At 72.6% G+C, this 14,832-nt stretch carries 13 protein-coding genes; 3 read left to right on the forward strand and 10 right to left on the reverse strand.

Annotated features, from left to right (window positions below; translation table 11 throughout):
- Positions 1 to 16: 16 nt before the first annotated feature.
- The 8 genes from BOQ63_RS16840 to BOQ63_RS16875 form a co-directional block, all read right to left on the reverse strand.
- A complete protein-coding gene (locus tag BOQ63_RS16840) occupies positions 17 to 1,312 on the reverse strand; it encodes an MFS transporter (protein ID WP_167395752.1) in 1,296 nt (431 codons plus the stop codon).
- Entirely contained in the window at positions 1,309 to 2,331 is a 1,023-nt protein-coding gene (locus BOQ63_RS16845) for a TauD/TfdA family dioxygenase (protein WP_046385742.1), read from the reverse strand. The genes BOQ63_RS16840 and BOQ63_RS16845 overlap by 4 nt, the downstream gene beginning before the upstream one ends.
- Before the next feature lie 68 nt (positions 2,332 to 2,399).
- Complete coding sequence (locus BOQ63_RS16850; protein ID WP_030287923.1) at positions 2,400 to 3,446, reverse strand: isocitrate/isopropylmalate dehydrogenase family protein; 1,047 nt, start codon at positions 3,444 to 3,446, stop codon at positions 2,400 to 2,402.
- A gap of 9 nt (positions 3,447 to 3,455) precedes the next feature.
- Entirely contained in the window at positions 3,456 to 4,631 is a 1,176-nt protein-coding gene (locus BOQ63_RS16855; RefSeq protein WP_072654562.1) for a pyridoxal phosphate-dependent aminotransferase, read from the reverse strand.
- Positions 4,628 to 5,254, reverse strand: a complete 627-nt coding sequence (leuD, locus tag BOQ63_RS16860) for a 3-isopropylmalate dehydratase small subunit (RefSeq protein WP_072654563.1) — start codon at positions 5,252 to 5,254, stop codon at positions 4,628 to 4,630. Before leuD ends, BOQ63_RS16855 begins: the two co-directional genes overlap by 4 nt.
- Before the next feature lie 7 nt (positions 5,255 to 5,261).
- Complete coding sequence (gene leuC, locus BOQ63_RS16865; RefSeq protein WP_030287929.1) at positions 5,262 to 6,668, reverse strand: 3-isopropylmalate dehydratase large subunit; 1,407 nt, start codon at positions 6,666 to 6,668, stop codon at positions 5,262 to 5,264.
- Positions 6,665 to 7,849: a LeuA family protein gene (locus BOQ63_RS16870; protein WP_030287931.1), complete on the reverse strand. Its 1,185-nt coding sequence runs from the start codon at positions 7,847 to 7,849 to the stop codon at positions 6,665 to 6,667. Before BOQ63_RS16870 ends, leuC begins: the two co-directional genes overlap by 4 nt.
- A gap of 747 nt (positions 7,850 to 8,596) precedes the next feature.
- Positions 8,597 to 9,301 (reverse strand): ArsR/SmtB family transcription factor, encoded by a 705-nt coding sequence (locus BOQ63_RS16875; RefSeq protein WP_052405390.1) that lies wholly within the window; start codon positions 9,299 to 9,301, stop codon positions 8,597 to 8,599.
- A gap of 1,005 nt (positions 9,302 to 10,306) precedes the next feature.
- On the opposite strand from BOQ63_RS16875, the gene BOQ63_RS16880 reads away from it, so the two are divergent.
- Complete coding sequence (locus BOQ63_RS16880; protein ID WP_030287934.1) at positions 10,307 to 10,534, forward strand: MbtH family protein; 228 nt, start codon at positions 10,307 to 10,309, stop codon at positions 10,532 to 10,534.
- Between the two features lie 18 nt (positions 10,535 to 10,552).
- Here BOQ63_RS16880 and BOQ63_RS16885 read toward each other — a convergent pair whose 3' ends face one another.
- Positions 10,553 to 11,278, reverse strand: coding sequence for a flavodoxin family protein (locus BOQ63_RS16885; RefSeq protein ID WP_072654564.1), 726 nt, complete (start codon positions 11,276 to 11,278; stop codon positions 10,553 to 10,555).
- 143 nt (positions 11,279 to 11,421) lie between these two features.
- Between BOQ63_RS16885 and BOQ63_RS16890 the strand changes: the two genes are divergently transcribed.
- A complete protein-coding gene (locus BOQ63_RS16890) occupies positions 11,422 to 12,342 on the forward strand; it encodes a LysR family transcriptional regulator (protein ID WP_078867519.1) in 921 nt (306 codons plus the stop codon).
- A gap of 55 nt (positions 12,343 to 12,397) precedes the next feature.
- Positions 12,398 to 12,610 carry a cold-shock protein gene (locus BOQ63_RS16895; protein ID WP_030287940.1) on the forward strand — a complete coding sequence of 71 codons (213 nt, stop codon included), beginning with the start codon at positions 12,398 to 12,400 and terminating at the stop codon, positions 12,608 to 12,610.
- Between the two features lie 58 nt (positions 12,611 to 12,668).
- Here BOQ63_RS16895 and BOQ63_RS16900 read toward each other — a convergent pair whose 3' ends face one another.
- Positions 12,669 to 14,795: a serine/threonine-protein kinase gene (locus BOQ63_RS16900; RefSeq protein WP_223886251.1), complete on the reverse strand. Its 2,127-nt coding sequence runs from the start codon at positions 14,793 to 14,795 to the stop codon at positions 12,669 to 12,671.
- Positions 14,796 to 14,832: the final 37 nt, after the last annotated feature.

Genomic DNA, 14,832 nt, shown 5'->3' on the forward strand with positions numbered 1-14,832 from the left:
GCGGGTGCCGGCCCGGTCAGGCGCTCCGCCCCGGCCCCGGCCCGCCCGGCGGGGGCAGCGCGCGGATCGCTCCGCTGAGGGTCGCCAGCAGGGCCAGCAGCACCAGGACCGCCGTGGCCGCCAGCACCGTGGCCACCGGCCCGGAGAACTCCAGCAGCGCCCCTCCCGCCAGCGTGCCCACGGCGGAGGCCGCGCCCAGGCTCACCCCGATCGCCCCGGCCAGCCGGCCGCGCATCGCGTCCGGCGTGGTCGTCATCTGGTGGGTGGCGATGATCGCGGTCGCGGTCGGCGCCAGGAAGGCGGTGCAGCCGAGCACCGCCCCGTAGCAGTACCCGGCGGGCAGCACCGCCAGGAGCGGCACCAGGGCGCTCGCCCCCCACGTCAGCAGCAGCACGGCGGTGTACGGGGCCAGCCGCAGCCGCAGCCAGGGCGCGGCGAGGGCGCCCAGCACTCCCCCGGTGCCCATCAGCATCCCGATCGGCCCGACCTCGTCGGTGGCTCCGGCCTGCTGGGCCATGCCGATGGCGACCAGCAGCAGCCCGCTGAAGACCGCGTTGAAGCCCATGGTGAGCCCCACGGTCACCCGCAGCAGGCGGTGTCCGCACAGCCAGCGCAGTCCGGTCAGGGTGTGCCGCAGCAGACCCCCGGGCTCGGCGGCGGCGATCCGCGCGCGCTCCTCGGGCGCCCGGAGGAACAGCAGGACGCCCAGCGCGCCCAGCGAGGCCACCGCCTGGGCCGCGAACGGCAGGACGCGCAGCACGTTGTAGAGCACCCCGCCGAGGCCGGGCCCGGTGATGGTGGCGACGTAGTAGCGCGCGGTGTTGCGCGCCACCGCCGACGAGAGCTGCGGCTCCGGCACCACCAGCGGCAGCAGTGCCTGGTCGGCGGCGCTGAACAGCGCGGTGCTCACGCCCTCGACCACCGCCACGGCCAGGATCAGCGCGAGCGGCGCCCGCCCGGCGGCGATCGCGACGGCCAGCACCGCCAGGGCCAGGGCCCGGGCGGCCTCGGACACCAGCATCACCCGCTTGCGCGACACCCGGTCGGCCACCGCGCCGGCCGGCAGCCCCGCCACCATCCGGGACGCGGCCACGGCGAACTCCACCAGCGAGGCCTGGAAGACCGACCCGGTCATCGCCATCACCAGCAGCGGGTAGGCGAACAGCGTCGCCTGGGAGCCCAGTTGGGAGAGCACGTTGCTGCTCCACAGCAGGTTGTACGCGCGGTTGCGGCGCAGCGGACGGGCGGGCGCAGCCGTCTGCGCCCGCCCGTCGCACCGAGCCGTCACCGGCTCCTCGGTGCGCTCCGTCACCCCGCGTGTCCCACCGCTCCGCCGGGCAGCGCGGTCCGCTCCACCGGGCGCAGCCGCTCCCAGGACAGCGCGTCGGCCATGCTCACGAACAGCTCGCGGGGCGGCACGAACGGGGCCCGGCCGTGCGCCACGCTCAGGTTGTCGACGATCAGCACGTCACCGGTGCGGCAGGTCACGTCGACCTGGTGGTCGCGGTAGCCGGCGTGCAGCGCCTCGACGACGTCCGGGGCGATCTCGGTGCCGTCGGCGTGGAAGGTGTTGGTCGGGATCCCCCGGGGGCCGTACTCCTCCAGCAGCAGCTCGGCGAGGTCCTTGTTCAGCGAGCTGGAGTGGAAGAACGTCATGTGGTTGAACCAGGACTTCGCGCCGGTCTCCGGGTGGGTGGCCACCGCCCAGCGCACCTGCCGGGTCTGGACGTGGTCCTCGGACAGCCACTCGACCTCGATGCCGTTGTCCGCGCAGTACCGGCGCACCCGCTCCGGGTCCTCGGTGCCGAACGCCTGCTGCCAGGTGAGGCCCAGCCCCGGCAGGAAGTTGCGCACCAGCAGGTAGCCCTCGCGGTCGAACCGCTCGACCACCTCGCGCGGCAGCGCGTCGTGGACGGCCCGGCAGTCCGCGAGGCGGTTCGCGCCGCCCTCGGGGGCGCCCTGCCGGCAGAAGAAGAACAGGTAGCGCGGCACCGTGAGGTTGTAGGACTGCTCGGTGTGGAGGAAGATCTCCTCGGTCGGCGGGTGGTCCGTCGCCGTGAAGACGCCGGGGTGCAACTCGGTGCGCGGCGAGGAGCGTTCGGTGTAGTCCAGCGGCGAACCGACGACCTGCTTGACGAAGGCGTCCAGGTCGTTCCAGTCGGTCCACTCGTACCCACTCAGCAGCGCGGCACCGTGCCCGACGACCCGTTCCCGGATGGACGGGCCGTGCTGGGCCCCGAGTTCGGTCAGCGCGGGGCGGCCCGGGCTGGACAGTCCGCAGACCAACCCGCCGAGCCGGGGCTCCGCGTCCAAGGTGATCGCTGTGGTCATGGGAACGTGCTCCTCCTGTTGTCCGGATGCGGTTGGTTCGTCGGGGCGGGGTGGCCGCGGGGGCGGGGTCAGTCCAGCGCCGCCCGGATGGCCTCTCCGGCCTGCCGGGTGTTCAGGGTGCCGCCGAGGTCCGGGGTGCAGCGGCGTTCGGCGACGGTGCGGCGCACCGCCCGCTCCAGGGCCTCCGCCTCGCTCTTCAGCCCCCGGTCGCGCAGCAGGAGGGCGGCGCTCAGCACGGCGCCCGCGGGGTTGGCGAGTCCCTTGCCGACGATGTCGGGGGCGCTGCCGTGCACCGGCTCGTACAGGCCCATCCCGGTCACCGGGTTGATGTTCGCCGAGGCGGCGGTGCCCAGCCCGCCGGCGAGTTCCGCGGTGAGGTCGCTGAGGATGTCTCCGTAGGAGTTGTTGGTGACGATCACGTCGAAGGACGCGGGATCCTTGACCAGCTTCATCGCCGCGACGTCCACGTACAGGTGGGACGAGTCCAGCTCGGGGTGGCGGTCCCGGGTCTCCCGCCACACCCGCTGCCACAACTGGCCGCCGAACCGCACCGCGTTGGACTTGTCGACCATGCACACCGACCGGCGGGCGATGCCGTAGGCGTACTCGACGATCCGCGAGACCCCGAGGTGGGTGTTGGTCTCCTGGTCGACGGTGACCTCGTCGGGTGTGCCGGTCCGCAGGCTGCCGCCGACCCCGGTGTACAGGCCCTCGGTGTTCTCCCGCACCACCACGCAGTCGATGCCGCGGCGGGACTCGTCGCGCAGCGGGCTGAGCCGCTCGTCCAGCAGCACCGCCGGACGGTAGTTGACGTACAGGTCCAGGTCGGTGCGGAGCCGGAGCAGCACGCCGCGGGCGTAGTCCGGGTTGGTCACCCGCGGGTCGCCGACGGCCCCGAAGAGCACCGTGCCGGCCGTTCGGACCTCCTCCAGCTCGCCGTCGGTGAGGGCCACGCCGTCGCGGAGGTAGCGGTCGGCGTTGATCCGGTCGAGGAAGGTGAACTCCAGGCCGGCGCCGAGGGCCTGGAGCGTCAGGACGGCCTCCTCGGTCACTTCGGGGCCGATGCCGTCACCGGGTATCACGATGATCTTCTGGGTGTTCTGCTCGGTCTGCACGGGATCGTCCTAGGGTCGGGCGGTCAGGCGCCGGTGGGCTTCGCGGAGGGTGGCCTCGGGGCGGTTGAAGGCGACCCGGACGTACCGGTCGCCGCGCCGCGGGTCGGCGAAGAAGGGGGTGGCGGGCGCCAGCAGCACCCCGGTCGCGGCGGCCAGGTCGCGGACGAAGGCGGGACTCGGCTCCCGGGTGAGGTGCTGGATCCCCGCCGTGACGTAGATGCCGCCCCGGGGTGCGACGCAGTCGAAGCCCGCCTCGGTGAGCATCCGGACGGCCAGGTCGCGCAGCGGCCGCATCGACCCGGCCGGGTCCCAGCCGTCCCGCAGGGCCGGGCCGGCCTCGGCCAGCGCGTGCTGCAGCGGAGCGGCGGCCCCGCCGGTGGTGGCGACGTGGACCTGTCGCAGCATCCGGGTCCAGGGCGCGGGGGCGCGCAGGTAGCCCAGGCGCCAGCCGCTGACGGCGTGGCTCTTGGAGAAGCTGCCCAGCACGATGCTCCGCTCGGCCAGGCCGGGCAGTTCGGCCACCGAGCGGTGCCGCGCGCCGTCGTAGACGTAGCCGGCGTAGACCTCGTCGGAGACGGCCGTCACGTCCCACCGCTCGCACAGCTCGGCGATCAGGCCCAGTTCCCCGTCGGTGAGCAGCCGCCCGGTCGGATTGGCCGGGCTGTTGAGGACGATCGCCCTGGTGCGCGGGCCGAACGCGGCGGTGAGCGCGTCGGGGTCCAGGGCCCAGTCCGGGCCCTCGGCCCGGACGAACCGCGGCACCCCGCCGACCAGTGCGACCGCGCTGAGGAAGTTCTCGTAGAACGGCTCCAGGACGACGACCTCGTCCCCGGGGTCGACGCAGGCCAGCAGGGCGACCGCGAGCGCCTCGCTCGCCCCCGCGGTCACCGTCAGCTCCGTGTCGGGGTCGGGCCGGCCCGGCAGGGTACCCGCGATCCACTCGCGCAGCCGCGGGTTCCCGGCCGGGTCCTCGTACTGGTGGACGCCCTCGCGGAGGGCGCGGACGGCGCCCTCCACCAGCTCGGGCGGGGTGGCCGGCCACTTCGGAGTGCCGGCCGCGAGGTCCACCGAGTCCGCCCCCCGGCCCGCCAGCAGGGCGACCAGCCCGCCGGCGGGCAGTTGCCGGACGCGCTGCGCGCCGAGCGGACAGGCAGGGGCGGTGCCGACGAGCGCGGAGCGGGTCACCGCGCTCCCCCGGTGGCGTGCTCCGATCCCGATCCCACGGGGACGGTCGGCAGCCAGGACGGGCGGCGCCGTTCGTACGCCTCGATCAGCTCGCCGCGCCGCATGGTCAGCTCGATGGTGTCCAGGCCCTGCAGCAGCAGTTCGCGGGCCCGCTGCTCGGCCTCGAAGGGCCAGCTGCGGCCGCCGACGACCAGCCGGAGCTGCTGGAGGTCGACGGTGAGGGTGAAGGACGGGTCCCGCTCGGCCTCGGCCATCAGCTCCTGGACCACCTCCACCGGCTGGTCCACCGGGATCAGCCCGTTGTTCATGGCGTTCCGGCGGAAGATGTCCCCGAAGCCGGAGGCCACGACCGCGACGAAGCCGCCGTCCTTCAGGGCCCACACGGCGTGCTCCCGCGAGCTGCCGATGCCGAAGTTCCGGCCCGCCAGCAGGACGGTCGCACCGGCGTGCGCCGGGCGGTTGAGGACGAAGTCGGGCTCCTGCCGCCAGCGGGCGAACAGGGCGTCCGCGTACCCGCTCTTGACGACGCGCTTGCAGTACTCGGCCGGGACGATCTGGTCGGTGTCGATGTCGTCGCGGCGCAGTGCCACCGCCCGCCCGGTGTGCGTGATCAGGGGTTCCATGGCTCTCTCATCCCAGGTCGGCGGGCGCCGACAGCCGGCCGGCCACCGCGGTCGCGGCGGCGACCACCGGCGACACCAGATGGGTACGGGCGGTGGCGCCCTGCCGGCCTTCGTAGTTGCGGTTGGAGGTGGATGCCGAGCGCTGCGGCCCGGTCAGCCGGTCGGTGTTCATGCCGAGGCACATCGAGCAGCCGGGCAGCCGCCATTCGGCGCCCGCGTCGAGGAACACCCGGTCCAGGCCCTCCTGTTCGGCCTGTTCCCGGACCTGTACGGAGCCGGGCACGACGAGCAGCCGGGTGGTGCCGGCCACCCTGCGCCCGCGCAGCACCTCGGCGGCGACCCGCAGGTCCTCGATCCGGCCGTTGGTGCAGGAGCCGAGGAAGACCACGTCGATCGGGACCTCGCGCAGCGGGGTGCCCGGCGTGAGGTCCATGTACTGCAGGGCCCGCTCGGCCGCCACCCGTTCGGCCGGGTCGGTGAACGACGCGGGGGCCGGCACCCGCCCGCTCAGCGGCACCGCCTGGCTGGGGTTGGTGCCCCAGGTCACCAGCGGGCTCAGACCCGACACGTCCAGTTCGACGGTCCGGTCGAAGGCGGCGCCGTCGTCGGTGCGCAGCGTCCGCCAGTGGGCCACGGCCGCGTCCCAGTCCGCCCCCTGCGGCGCGTGCGGGCGCCCCTTGAGATAGGCGAAGGTGGTCTCGTCGGGGGCGACCAGGCCGGCCCGCGCACCGGCCTCGATGCTCATGTTGCACAGCGTCATGCGGGCTTCCATGGACAGCGCGCGAACGGCGGCGCCGCGGTACTCGATGACGTACCCCTGGCCGCCGTTGGCACCGATCTCGGAGATCAGCGCGAGAATCAGGTCCTTGGCGCCGGTGCCCGGGGGGAGCTCACCGGTGAACTCCACCGCCATGGTCCTGGGCCGGCTGATCGCCAGGCACTGGGTGGCCAGCACGTGCTCGACGTCGCTGGTGCCGATGCCGAAGGCCAGCGCCCCGAAGGCGCCGTGGGTGGAGGTGTGGCTGTCCCCGCAGACCACCGCCATGCCGGGCTGGACCAGCCCCAGCTGCGGGCCGACCACGTGCACGATGCCCTGGCGGCGGTGGCCGAGCCGGTAGAGCTCGATGCCGTGCGTCTCGCAGTTGCGCCGCAGGGTGTCGATCTGGAGGCGGCTGACCGGGTCCTCGATGACCGTCGAGTCGGTCGGGACGTTGTGGTCCTCCAGCGCGAGCGTCAGCTCCGGGCGCCGCACGGCGCGCCCGGTCAGCCGCAGGCCGTCGAACGCCTGCGGGGAGGTGGCCTCGTGGGTCAGGTGGAGGTCGATGTAGAGCAGGTCGGGCTCGCCGTCGGCGCGGTGCACGACGTGCGTCTCCCACAGCTTCTCCGCCAGGGTTGCGGGGGCCTCGGTGGTCACGCGGCAGCTCCGGCCGACCGGGCGAACCGCTGGGCGAGGCTGGCGCGGACCACGGACAGCTCGTCGCACTCGCCGCCGGTGCGGCTGGCGATGTAGTCGTGGTACAGCTCGTCCAGCAGCTCGGGGGTGGCGGGCACGTCGAGCTGCTCCAGCAGGTGCGCCAGGATGCCGCGGCCGGAGTGGCGGCCGACCAGCAGGGAGCGCTCGCGGCCCACCCGGGAGGGCTCCAGGTACTCGTAGGTCTCCGGGCGCGCCAGCATGCCGGCCTGGTGGATCCCGGCCTGGGTGGCGAAGGAGTACTGGCCGAAGATGGCCTTGTTGCGCGGGGTCTCCATCGCGATGGCCCGGGTGAGCACCTGGTAGGCCGCGTACAGCCGCTCGGTCCTGATCGTGGTGGTGAAGCCGTAGTGGGCCGCCTTGTAGAGCAGGACGGCGGCGAGCTCCTCCAGCGCGGCGTTGCCCGCGCGCTCGCCGATCCCACCGAGCGTCACCTGCATCTCGTCGGCCCCGGCCTCCAGGCCCGCGAGGGTGTTGGCGACGGCGAGGCCGAAGTCGTCGTGGCAGTGCACCGACAGCACCGTCTCGGCGGGCAGCCACTGCCGGACCGTGTGGGTGAGGTCGCCGAACTCGGCGGGCACCAGACAACCCGAGGTCTCGCCCAGGGCGATCGTGGTGGCGCCGGCCTCCGCGACGATCTCGCAGTAGCCGCGCAGCAGGTCGTGCTCGCCACGGCTGGCGTCCTCGATGCCGATCGAGATGTCGGTGACTCCGAGCTCCTTGGCCGTCCTGATGGCGGCGCGGACCTCGGCGTACGCCTGCTCGCGGGTGATGCCGCGCTTGTGCTCCAGGTGCATGTCGCTGCCGGTGACCAGGAGTTGGATCTGGTGCCGCTCGATGCCGCCGGCCTCGACGGCCACCTCCACGTCCCTGGGTACCGACCGGCAGAAGGAGGAGAGCCGGGCGTCCGTCAGCTGCTCGGACATCATCCGGGTCGCCTTGAAGTCCGTCGGGGAGGCCGCCGGGAATCCGGTCTCGATGACGTCGACGCCCAGGCTCTGGATCGCCATGGCGACGTCGAGCTTCTGTTCGGCCGTCATGGCGTTTCCGGGCGCCTGCTCGCCGTCGCGGAGCGTGGTGTCGAAGACGGAAATCCGGCGGAGCTCTCCTGTATTGATGACCACCTGATAGACCTTCCCCCGTTACCGCCTACGCGGATTTCCCTTTTCGCCTCGGCGACAACAGTGATCTGAGGAAATACCGGGACCGCGGCGCGGAAACCGGCATGTCGACTTGTCCGGAATGCTCGGGGGAACTCCCCGTCACCCTGAGCACGCTCTTGATTCAAGAACACCCGGCCGGGGCCCGCTACGTCTTTTGACAGTGACCGAATAGCGCTGGTCGAATAGTGTTCGACGGGCGGGGCGGGGCCGGCGGGCAGTCCTCGGCGGGGCCGCCGCGCGCGGGCCGGACGGGTCGGACGGGTGCAGAGAACTGCACCTGCGAACGGCAGGGAACCTGACTGCGCGGGCCGCCGGCCGCGGGTTAGCCTCGCTGTGCAGCGGGGGACCATCCGCTGCCCTACTACTTCCCACTCCTCACGGCGAACAGGAAATACCATGTCTGGATGGCAGCCCCAAAAGGAACGTCCGCTGTGGCCCTGGGTGTTGCTGGCCATCGTCGTGGTGGGCGTCTGCATCAACGTGACGCTCAGCCTGGCGTGACGCCGACGGCGATCCCCGGGGCGTGCCCGCCACGCCCCGGCACCCGGTAGCAGCAGCACGTGCGGGGCCCGCCGACTCCCCAGCGGGCCCCGCACGACGCCTACCGCCACCCGTCCGCGTCCGGGAGCGGCGGCCCATTCCCCCGGCCGCCGCTCCCGGACGCGGGCGAGGCGCGGACGCGACCGGGTCGTGTCCGCGCCTCGGCCCTCAGGCGATGAGCTCCTCGTGCAGGAGCGCGTTGCCCAGCGGGGTGAGCGTGTGCGTCACGGTGTTGAACGATCGAAGAGTGGTCACCAGCCCGGCGCTCCGGAGGATGGCCGCGTGCTGACTGGCCGCCGCCACCGAGATGCCCACCCGGTGCCCGAGCTCGGTGGTGCTGCAACTGTCGGTGAGGGCCCGCAGGACGGCCGCCCGGGTCCGGCCCAGCAGGGCACCGAGGGCGGCGACGTCCCGGGCCGACTCCTCGTTCCACATGGCGGTCAGCCACTTCTGCTTCACCGGGATCGGGTAGACGAGCACCGGCGTCCCGGCCCCCGACGGATCGATCAGCAGCACGGGGGCCCGCGAGTGCAGGAAGAGCGAGGGCGCCAGGAGCAGCCCGCCGTCCCCGAGCCTCCATTCGACGTCCGGACCGGGGACGTCGAGGTGGGGCGACTCCCAGTGGACGGAGGGGTGCAGCGTGCTGAGCACCTTCTCCATGCCGCCGCTGAGCATGATCTGCCCGCGCGCCGCCCGGTCGATCGCGAGCCGGCCGCCGATGCGGTGCCAGTACGGGGCGATCGCACGCCGGTGGAATTCCCGGACGTCCTTGACGACGCGCCAACTGGAATCACCTGGCTGCCCGTCGGTCGGTCCGTCCGGGCCGCCGGCGCCCCGGACGATGTCGTAGACGTCGGGGAGCGAGTGCAGCATCGAGGTCAGTTTGAACAGGGCCCGCGTGCCCAGGGCGGCGACGGCCTGCGCCCGCCACGGGGCGAATTCCGAGCCCCCCCTTCCGGCAGCCAGTAATTCCAATGCGAGGAGCGCCTCCACGAGCTCTTCCGGCTCATCCAGGATTCGCGTCTTCGCGAGACTCGCAGACGACAGTATAAGGCGCGTCACACTCCCACCCCCGTATAGGCGAACGACAAGCTCCACACTTTCCCGGGACTCCCGCGAATGAACCTTTCTGCTACGTGGCCGACGCCACCGCGCGCCCCGCCGGCGCCCTGCGTCCCAGAATACCCGTACGCACCATAGGTCACGAACGGGCGACAGGCAACGATAAGCGGCAGCGATAGACAGTGGAGGAACCATCGGACACGCACCGGACCGTTTACCTTCACAGCCGGAGGGATTAATTCCATATCGTCCCGCGGCGGCCCGCCGCACGCGGAAGCAACCCCTCTACATCATCCGAAGAGGGGTTGCACCTGTCGAATCATCCGTACCGCGAATTCCAGCCGGATCAGGGTCGCGGACGATCCACTGGATCTTCACGTGCAATTAAGGATCGGGACCGGGATGCTTGACTTGTCCAATAGTTGATCTGTACATGATCCCATGCGGCCGTTCGTTCGGTCAACCAGCCCACAGGGGAGCAGAGTTGACCGAATCCACGGTCGACGACCGGTGCCACAGCTTCCGATCTCCGTCCCGCCGGGCCGCTCAGCGACCCTAGCCCGGCCCTCTGAGCGGGGCAGGAGAGTGGACTGCAGTCCTCAGGTGCAGAAAACTCCCCCCTGGACATCCCCGGCCGAACGTGCATCACCTGCTCCCGGGCCAGTCCGCCCCCTTCTGCCTGGGTTGTTTCGTCCCTCCTTAAAGACGTGGTGGACGGTCCGCGAGGGCGGCAGGCTTGCCGTGCGCCGCCGAGCAGCAGCGCCCTGCCCGAAACCCGCCGCGTCCCGCACCTCGGAACGAAGGAGCCACCCGGTCGTGCAGAACCCCTTCGACGACCCCGACGGCCGCTTCCTGGCCCTGGTCAACGACGAGAACCAGCACTCGCTGTGGCCCGCGTTCCTGGAGGTGCCGGCCGGCTGGCGGATCTCCCACCCCGAGGACAGCCGTCAGGCCTGCCTCGACCACATCGAGGAGCACTGGACCGACGTACGGCCCAGAAGCCTGGTCGAAGCACTGGCGGCCCAGGGGCACAGCGACCGCTGACGCGGCACCGACGGAGGGTCAGTGACCCGCCGGTGCGGCCTCCGCCTCCCGGAGCGAGGCGGAGAGGGCACGCGCCTCGTGCTCGGTCATCCGCGGGGTCCCGTACGGTACGGCGTTGACCCAGCGCTGGGCCAGCCGGGCGATCCGCTCGCCGTAGCGCCGCGCGGTGAGCAGATCGCCGCGCGATCCGGCCTGCTCGGGGCCCAGGTCGGCGTGGCTCTGGCTCATCAGGCCCAGCCAGGAGCCCAACCGGTTCAGGTCGTCGCGGCTGCCACCGCTCCAGTTGTTGCCCGGCATGTCGCCCACGCCGACCCACTGCATGCCCAGCTGCGCGCCGAACACCGCCAGCTGTTGGAGGACGGCCAGCTTGTCACCGCTCTGCGAGGCGGACATGGTGAACCCCCCGGCCAGCTTGTCCTTCCAGCCCTGGGTGACGAACGGCGTGAACGCGGCCTCCATGAACGCCTTGAACACCGCCGACACACTGCCCATCAGCGTCGGGCAGCCGAACACGATCGCGTCGGAGCGGTCCAGCAGTGCCAGCACCTCCGGGTCGTGCCAGCGCCCCGCGTTGACGTCCTCCGCCCGGAGCTCGGCGAGGTGCACCTCGGCCCCGGGCACCAGCCGCGCCCCCTCGGCGAGGTGCTCGGCGAGCACCCGGGTGTGCCCGTGCACCGAGTGGTAGACCACCGTCACCGTGACCGTCGGAGCGTCCTGCTCACGGTCAACGTCCTTGACTGCCATGTCGATTCACTGCTTCCTCTGATGGGGACTCCCTGGTCACCACCCATCTCAGCCTGCGCGCGGCAGGGCATCAACGCCGAAGACCGGCACGCAGCGATCGGTCACACCGATCGATCGCGCCGGACAGGCCGTAGCCTGAGGGCGTGGACAGGATCGAACTGGAAGCGTTCGTCGCGGTCGCCGAAGAGCTCCACTTCGGCCGCGCCGCCGCCCGCCTGCACCGGGGGCAGCCGACCGTCAGCGACGCCGTCCGACGGCTGGAGAGCACCCTCGGCGGGCGGCTGTTCCACCGCACCAGCCGCCGGGTGTCCCTCACCGACCTCGGCGCCGAACTGCTGCCCGACGCCCACGCCGCCCTCGCCCAGCTGCGCCTCTTCCAGCAGCGCGGACGCGCCCTGGCCGCCGGCGACCGGGCCGGCACCACGCTCGTCGTCGGGCACGCCGAGTACACCGGCCACCAGCTGCTGCTGCGCTGTCTGCCGCAACTGCGGGAGCGCTTCCCCGACGTGACGATCGTGCCCGAGCCGATGCCGGCCACCGCCCTGCTCACCGCCCTGCGGGCGGGGACGATCGGACTGGGCATCGGCTGGGCGACCGACGGCGTCACCGGTGTCCGCGCGCGGGTGCTGTCCACCGAGCGGTTCACGGCCCTCGTCCCCGAGGCCCACCCGCTGGCCGACCGCGCCGAGTTGAGCGCCACCGAACTCTCCGCCGCCGACCTGCTCACCTGGCCCCACCAGATCAACAGCGGCCTCTGCGACCGCCTCCTGTCCGCCTTCCGGATCGGCGGAGCCGATCTGCGCATCATCCGCACCGCCGACAACGTCCACGCCATCGCCGCCCACGTCGCCGCGGGCACGGGCATCGGCATCACCGTCGAGTCCGCCCTCGACCACCGGCCCCCCGGTCTGCGCGTCATCCCCCTCACCGGCCCCTCCACCACCGCCGACCAGGTCGTCCTCACCCCTACCGCCCCCTCGGAACCCGCCGCCGCCCTGCGCGACCTCCTCCTGCACGCCGCGGCGGACGCGACACCGGAGCCCGCTACTCTACGTGTCGACTGACACCCTCTGCGTGAGAGGATCGCGGGACAGTGCGATCCGATCCCGAGGAGTGGACATGGCCGAGCGCCAGCACGGCACCGTGAAGTGGTTCAACGACGAGAAGGGCTACGGCTTCATCACCCCGGAATCCGGCCCCGACCTGTTCGTGCACTTCAGGGCGATCGAGGGGGGCGGCTTCAAGTCCCTCGTGGAGGGCCAGAAGGTCACCTTCGAAGCCGTCCAGGGCCAGAAGGGCATGCAGGCCGACAAGGTCCGGCTCGAGGAGTAACGCCCCGCGGATCCGTGCGTGCGCCCGGACAGCCCACGGCCGTCCGGGCGCGTCGGCGCTACCCGGACCGCAGCCCGGCCAGGACGCCCCGCACCTGCTGGGTCACGGCCGGGGGCAGCGTGCCGTACTTCAGGGACTCCCCCGTCGCCTGGCCCGGCCCGCTGACCGCGTAGGAGGCGAGGCCCGCGACGACGGCGGAGCCCCCGCCGCGCTCGCAGAAGTCGAGGTAGCCGAATCCGACCACGGGATATCCGTCCTTCACCCGCTGCTGGTAGTCGAGCTTGACCGACACCCGGCTGTCCGAGGTCTCCACCGTGCCGGCCGCGGCCACCACCTCGGCGCCCTGGACGCTCGGGGCCACGTCGGAGTCACCGGTCCGCACCCGGGCCGTGTAGAGCTTCCCGACGTCCTTCAGCGGGACGACGCCGATCGAGCCGGTGGCGCCGGCGATGGCGCCGGGGATGCTCGCGTCGGTCGTACCGGGCGCGGCCTTCATGACGGGATCCCAGTGAGCACCCACCTCGAACGGCCAGCCGCCGGCCTTGCTGAGGTACTGCTGGAAGACGTAGCCGGTCCACGACATGGCCGCGGGGACCCGGATGTCGATCGGTGAACCCGGTAGCACGGTGGCCGGGTTGAGCGCCTTGATCGCCGGGTCGTTCCAGGTCTCGATCTGGTGCTGGAAGATCTTGGAGAGCGTCGGGGCGTCGAACACCAGGTCCGTCACCCCGGGCACGTTGAAGACGATCGCGACGGGGGCCACGGTCACCGGGAGTTGGACCATCCGACCGTTGGCGCAGTGCTTGCCGTAGGAGAACGCCTGCTGGTCGGTCGCAGCGGTGTCGAAGGCGGCGCCGTCGACCTCGGCATTGGCGAAGGCGCTGGCGTTGGCGTACTTGAACGGATCGTCGGTGTTGCCGGACGGGGGCTTGTAGGTGAGCCGGTCGTCCGGGCAGGCCTTGCCGAAGTCCGCCGCCCACTGCTGGACCAGCGCGGCCTCCATGCCGTCCGCCCCGACCGTGGCCTTCCCGGCCGGGGCGCAGGAGAGGCCGGAGGGGAGGGCGGACGGCCCGGGCCGCCGCTGCTGGTCCTGCCAGGCGACGTAGCCGAGCGTGCCGGCCGCGGCGACCACGACGGCGGCCACCGCGGAGCCGATCACCAGGGCCCGGCGCCGGCGCGGCCGGCCGACGGGGGCCGCGGCGGCGACGGGCGGGAGGTACGGAGGGACGCTCGGCGGCCCGGGCGGTGCCACCGGCGCGGGGGCCGTCGGGCTGGGGGCAACCGGGCCGGTGGTCACCGGCGTGGGGGCCAGTGGGCTGGGGGCAGTCGGCGTGGCAGCGGCCTGCCGTACGGCCGGAGCCACCGGCCCCGTCCGCAGCTGGACCGTCCGTTCCCCGGCCCCCTCCGCGATCACCCTCAACAGGGCGTCCACCGTGGTCCGTTGTGCCGGTTCCTTGGCCAGACACCCGATGATCAGCGGGTACAGCTCCGGCGCCAGACCCGACAGGTCCGGCTCCTCGTAGACCACCCGGAAGCCCACCGCGTGCGAGGAGTCCGCTCCGAACGGGCCGCGTCCGGTGGCGGCGAACGCGAGCACCGAGCCGAGGGCGAAGACGTCGGTGGCCGCCGTCGCCGTGCCGTCGCGGAACTGCTCGGGCGCCATGAACGGCGGGGTGCCGACGGCGACCCCGGTGCTGGTGAGCTGGGTCTCCCCCGCACTGCGGGCGATGCCGAAGTCGATGACGCGCGGACCGTCCTCGGCGAGCAGCACGTTGCCGGGCTTGAGGTCACGGTGCACCAGTCCCACGCGGTGGATCTCCCGCAGGGCCTCGGCCAGTCCGGCGGCGAGGCGGCGCACCTCGGGCGGAGCCAACGGGCCCTGCCCGGCGACCCGTTCCCCCAGGGACGGACCGGGGATGAACAGGGTGACCAGCCAGGGCGCCGGGGCGTCGGCGTCCGCGTCGAGCACGGGCGCGGTGAACGCGCCGCTGACCTTGCGCGCCGCCGCGACCTCCAGCCGGAACCGGGCCCGGAACTCGGCGTCCGCGGCCAGCTCGGGCCGGATCGCCTTGACCGCCACCTGGCGGCCGGACACCGATCGGGCCCGGTAGACGACGCCCATCCCGCCCGCGCCGAGCCTGCCCTCCAGGAGGTACCCGCCGATCTCCCGCGGATCGTGCTCCATCAAGCTCACGTGCCGATTCCCCCCAAGGCGTGTACGG

It is taken from the genome of Streptomyces viridifaciens (assembly GCF_001888885.2).
GTDB lineage: Bacteria > Actinomycetota > Actinomycetes > Streptomycetales > Streptomycetaceae > Kitasatospora > Kitasatospora aureofaciens.

Coding starts and splice junctions, on each gene's coding strand:
- BOQ63_RS16845 (WP_046385742.1), bottom strand. CDS start 2,331: ATGACCACAGCGATCACCTTGGACGCGGAGCCCCGGCTCGGCGGGTTG.
- BOQ63_RS16885 (WP_072654564.1), bottom strand. CDS start 11,278: ATGGCAGTCAAGGACGTTGACCGTGAGCAGGACGCTCCGACGGTCACG.
- BOQ63_RS16895 (WP_030287940.1), top strand. CDS start 12,398: ATGGCCGAGCGCCAGCACGGCACCGTGAAGTGGTTCAACGACGAGAAG.
- BOQ63_RS16875 (WP_052405390.1), bottom strand. CDS start 9,301: ATGCTGCACTCGCTCCCCGACGTCTACGACATCGTCCGGGGCGCCGGC.
- leuD (WP_072654563.1), bottom strand. CDS start 5,254: ATGGAACCCCTGATCACGCACACCGGGCGGGCGGTGGCACTGCGCCGC.
- BOQ63_RS16900 (WP_223886251.1), bottom strand. CDS start 14,795: ATGGAGCACGATCCGCGGGAGATCGGCGGGTACCTCCTGGAGGGCAGG.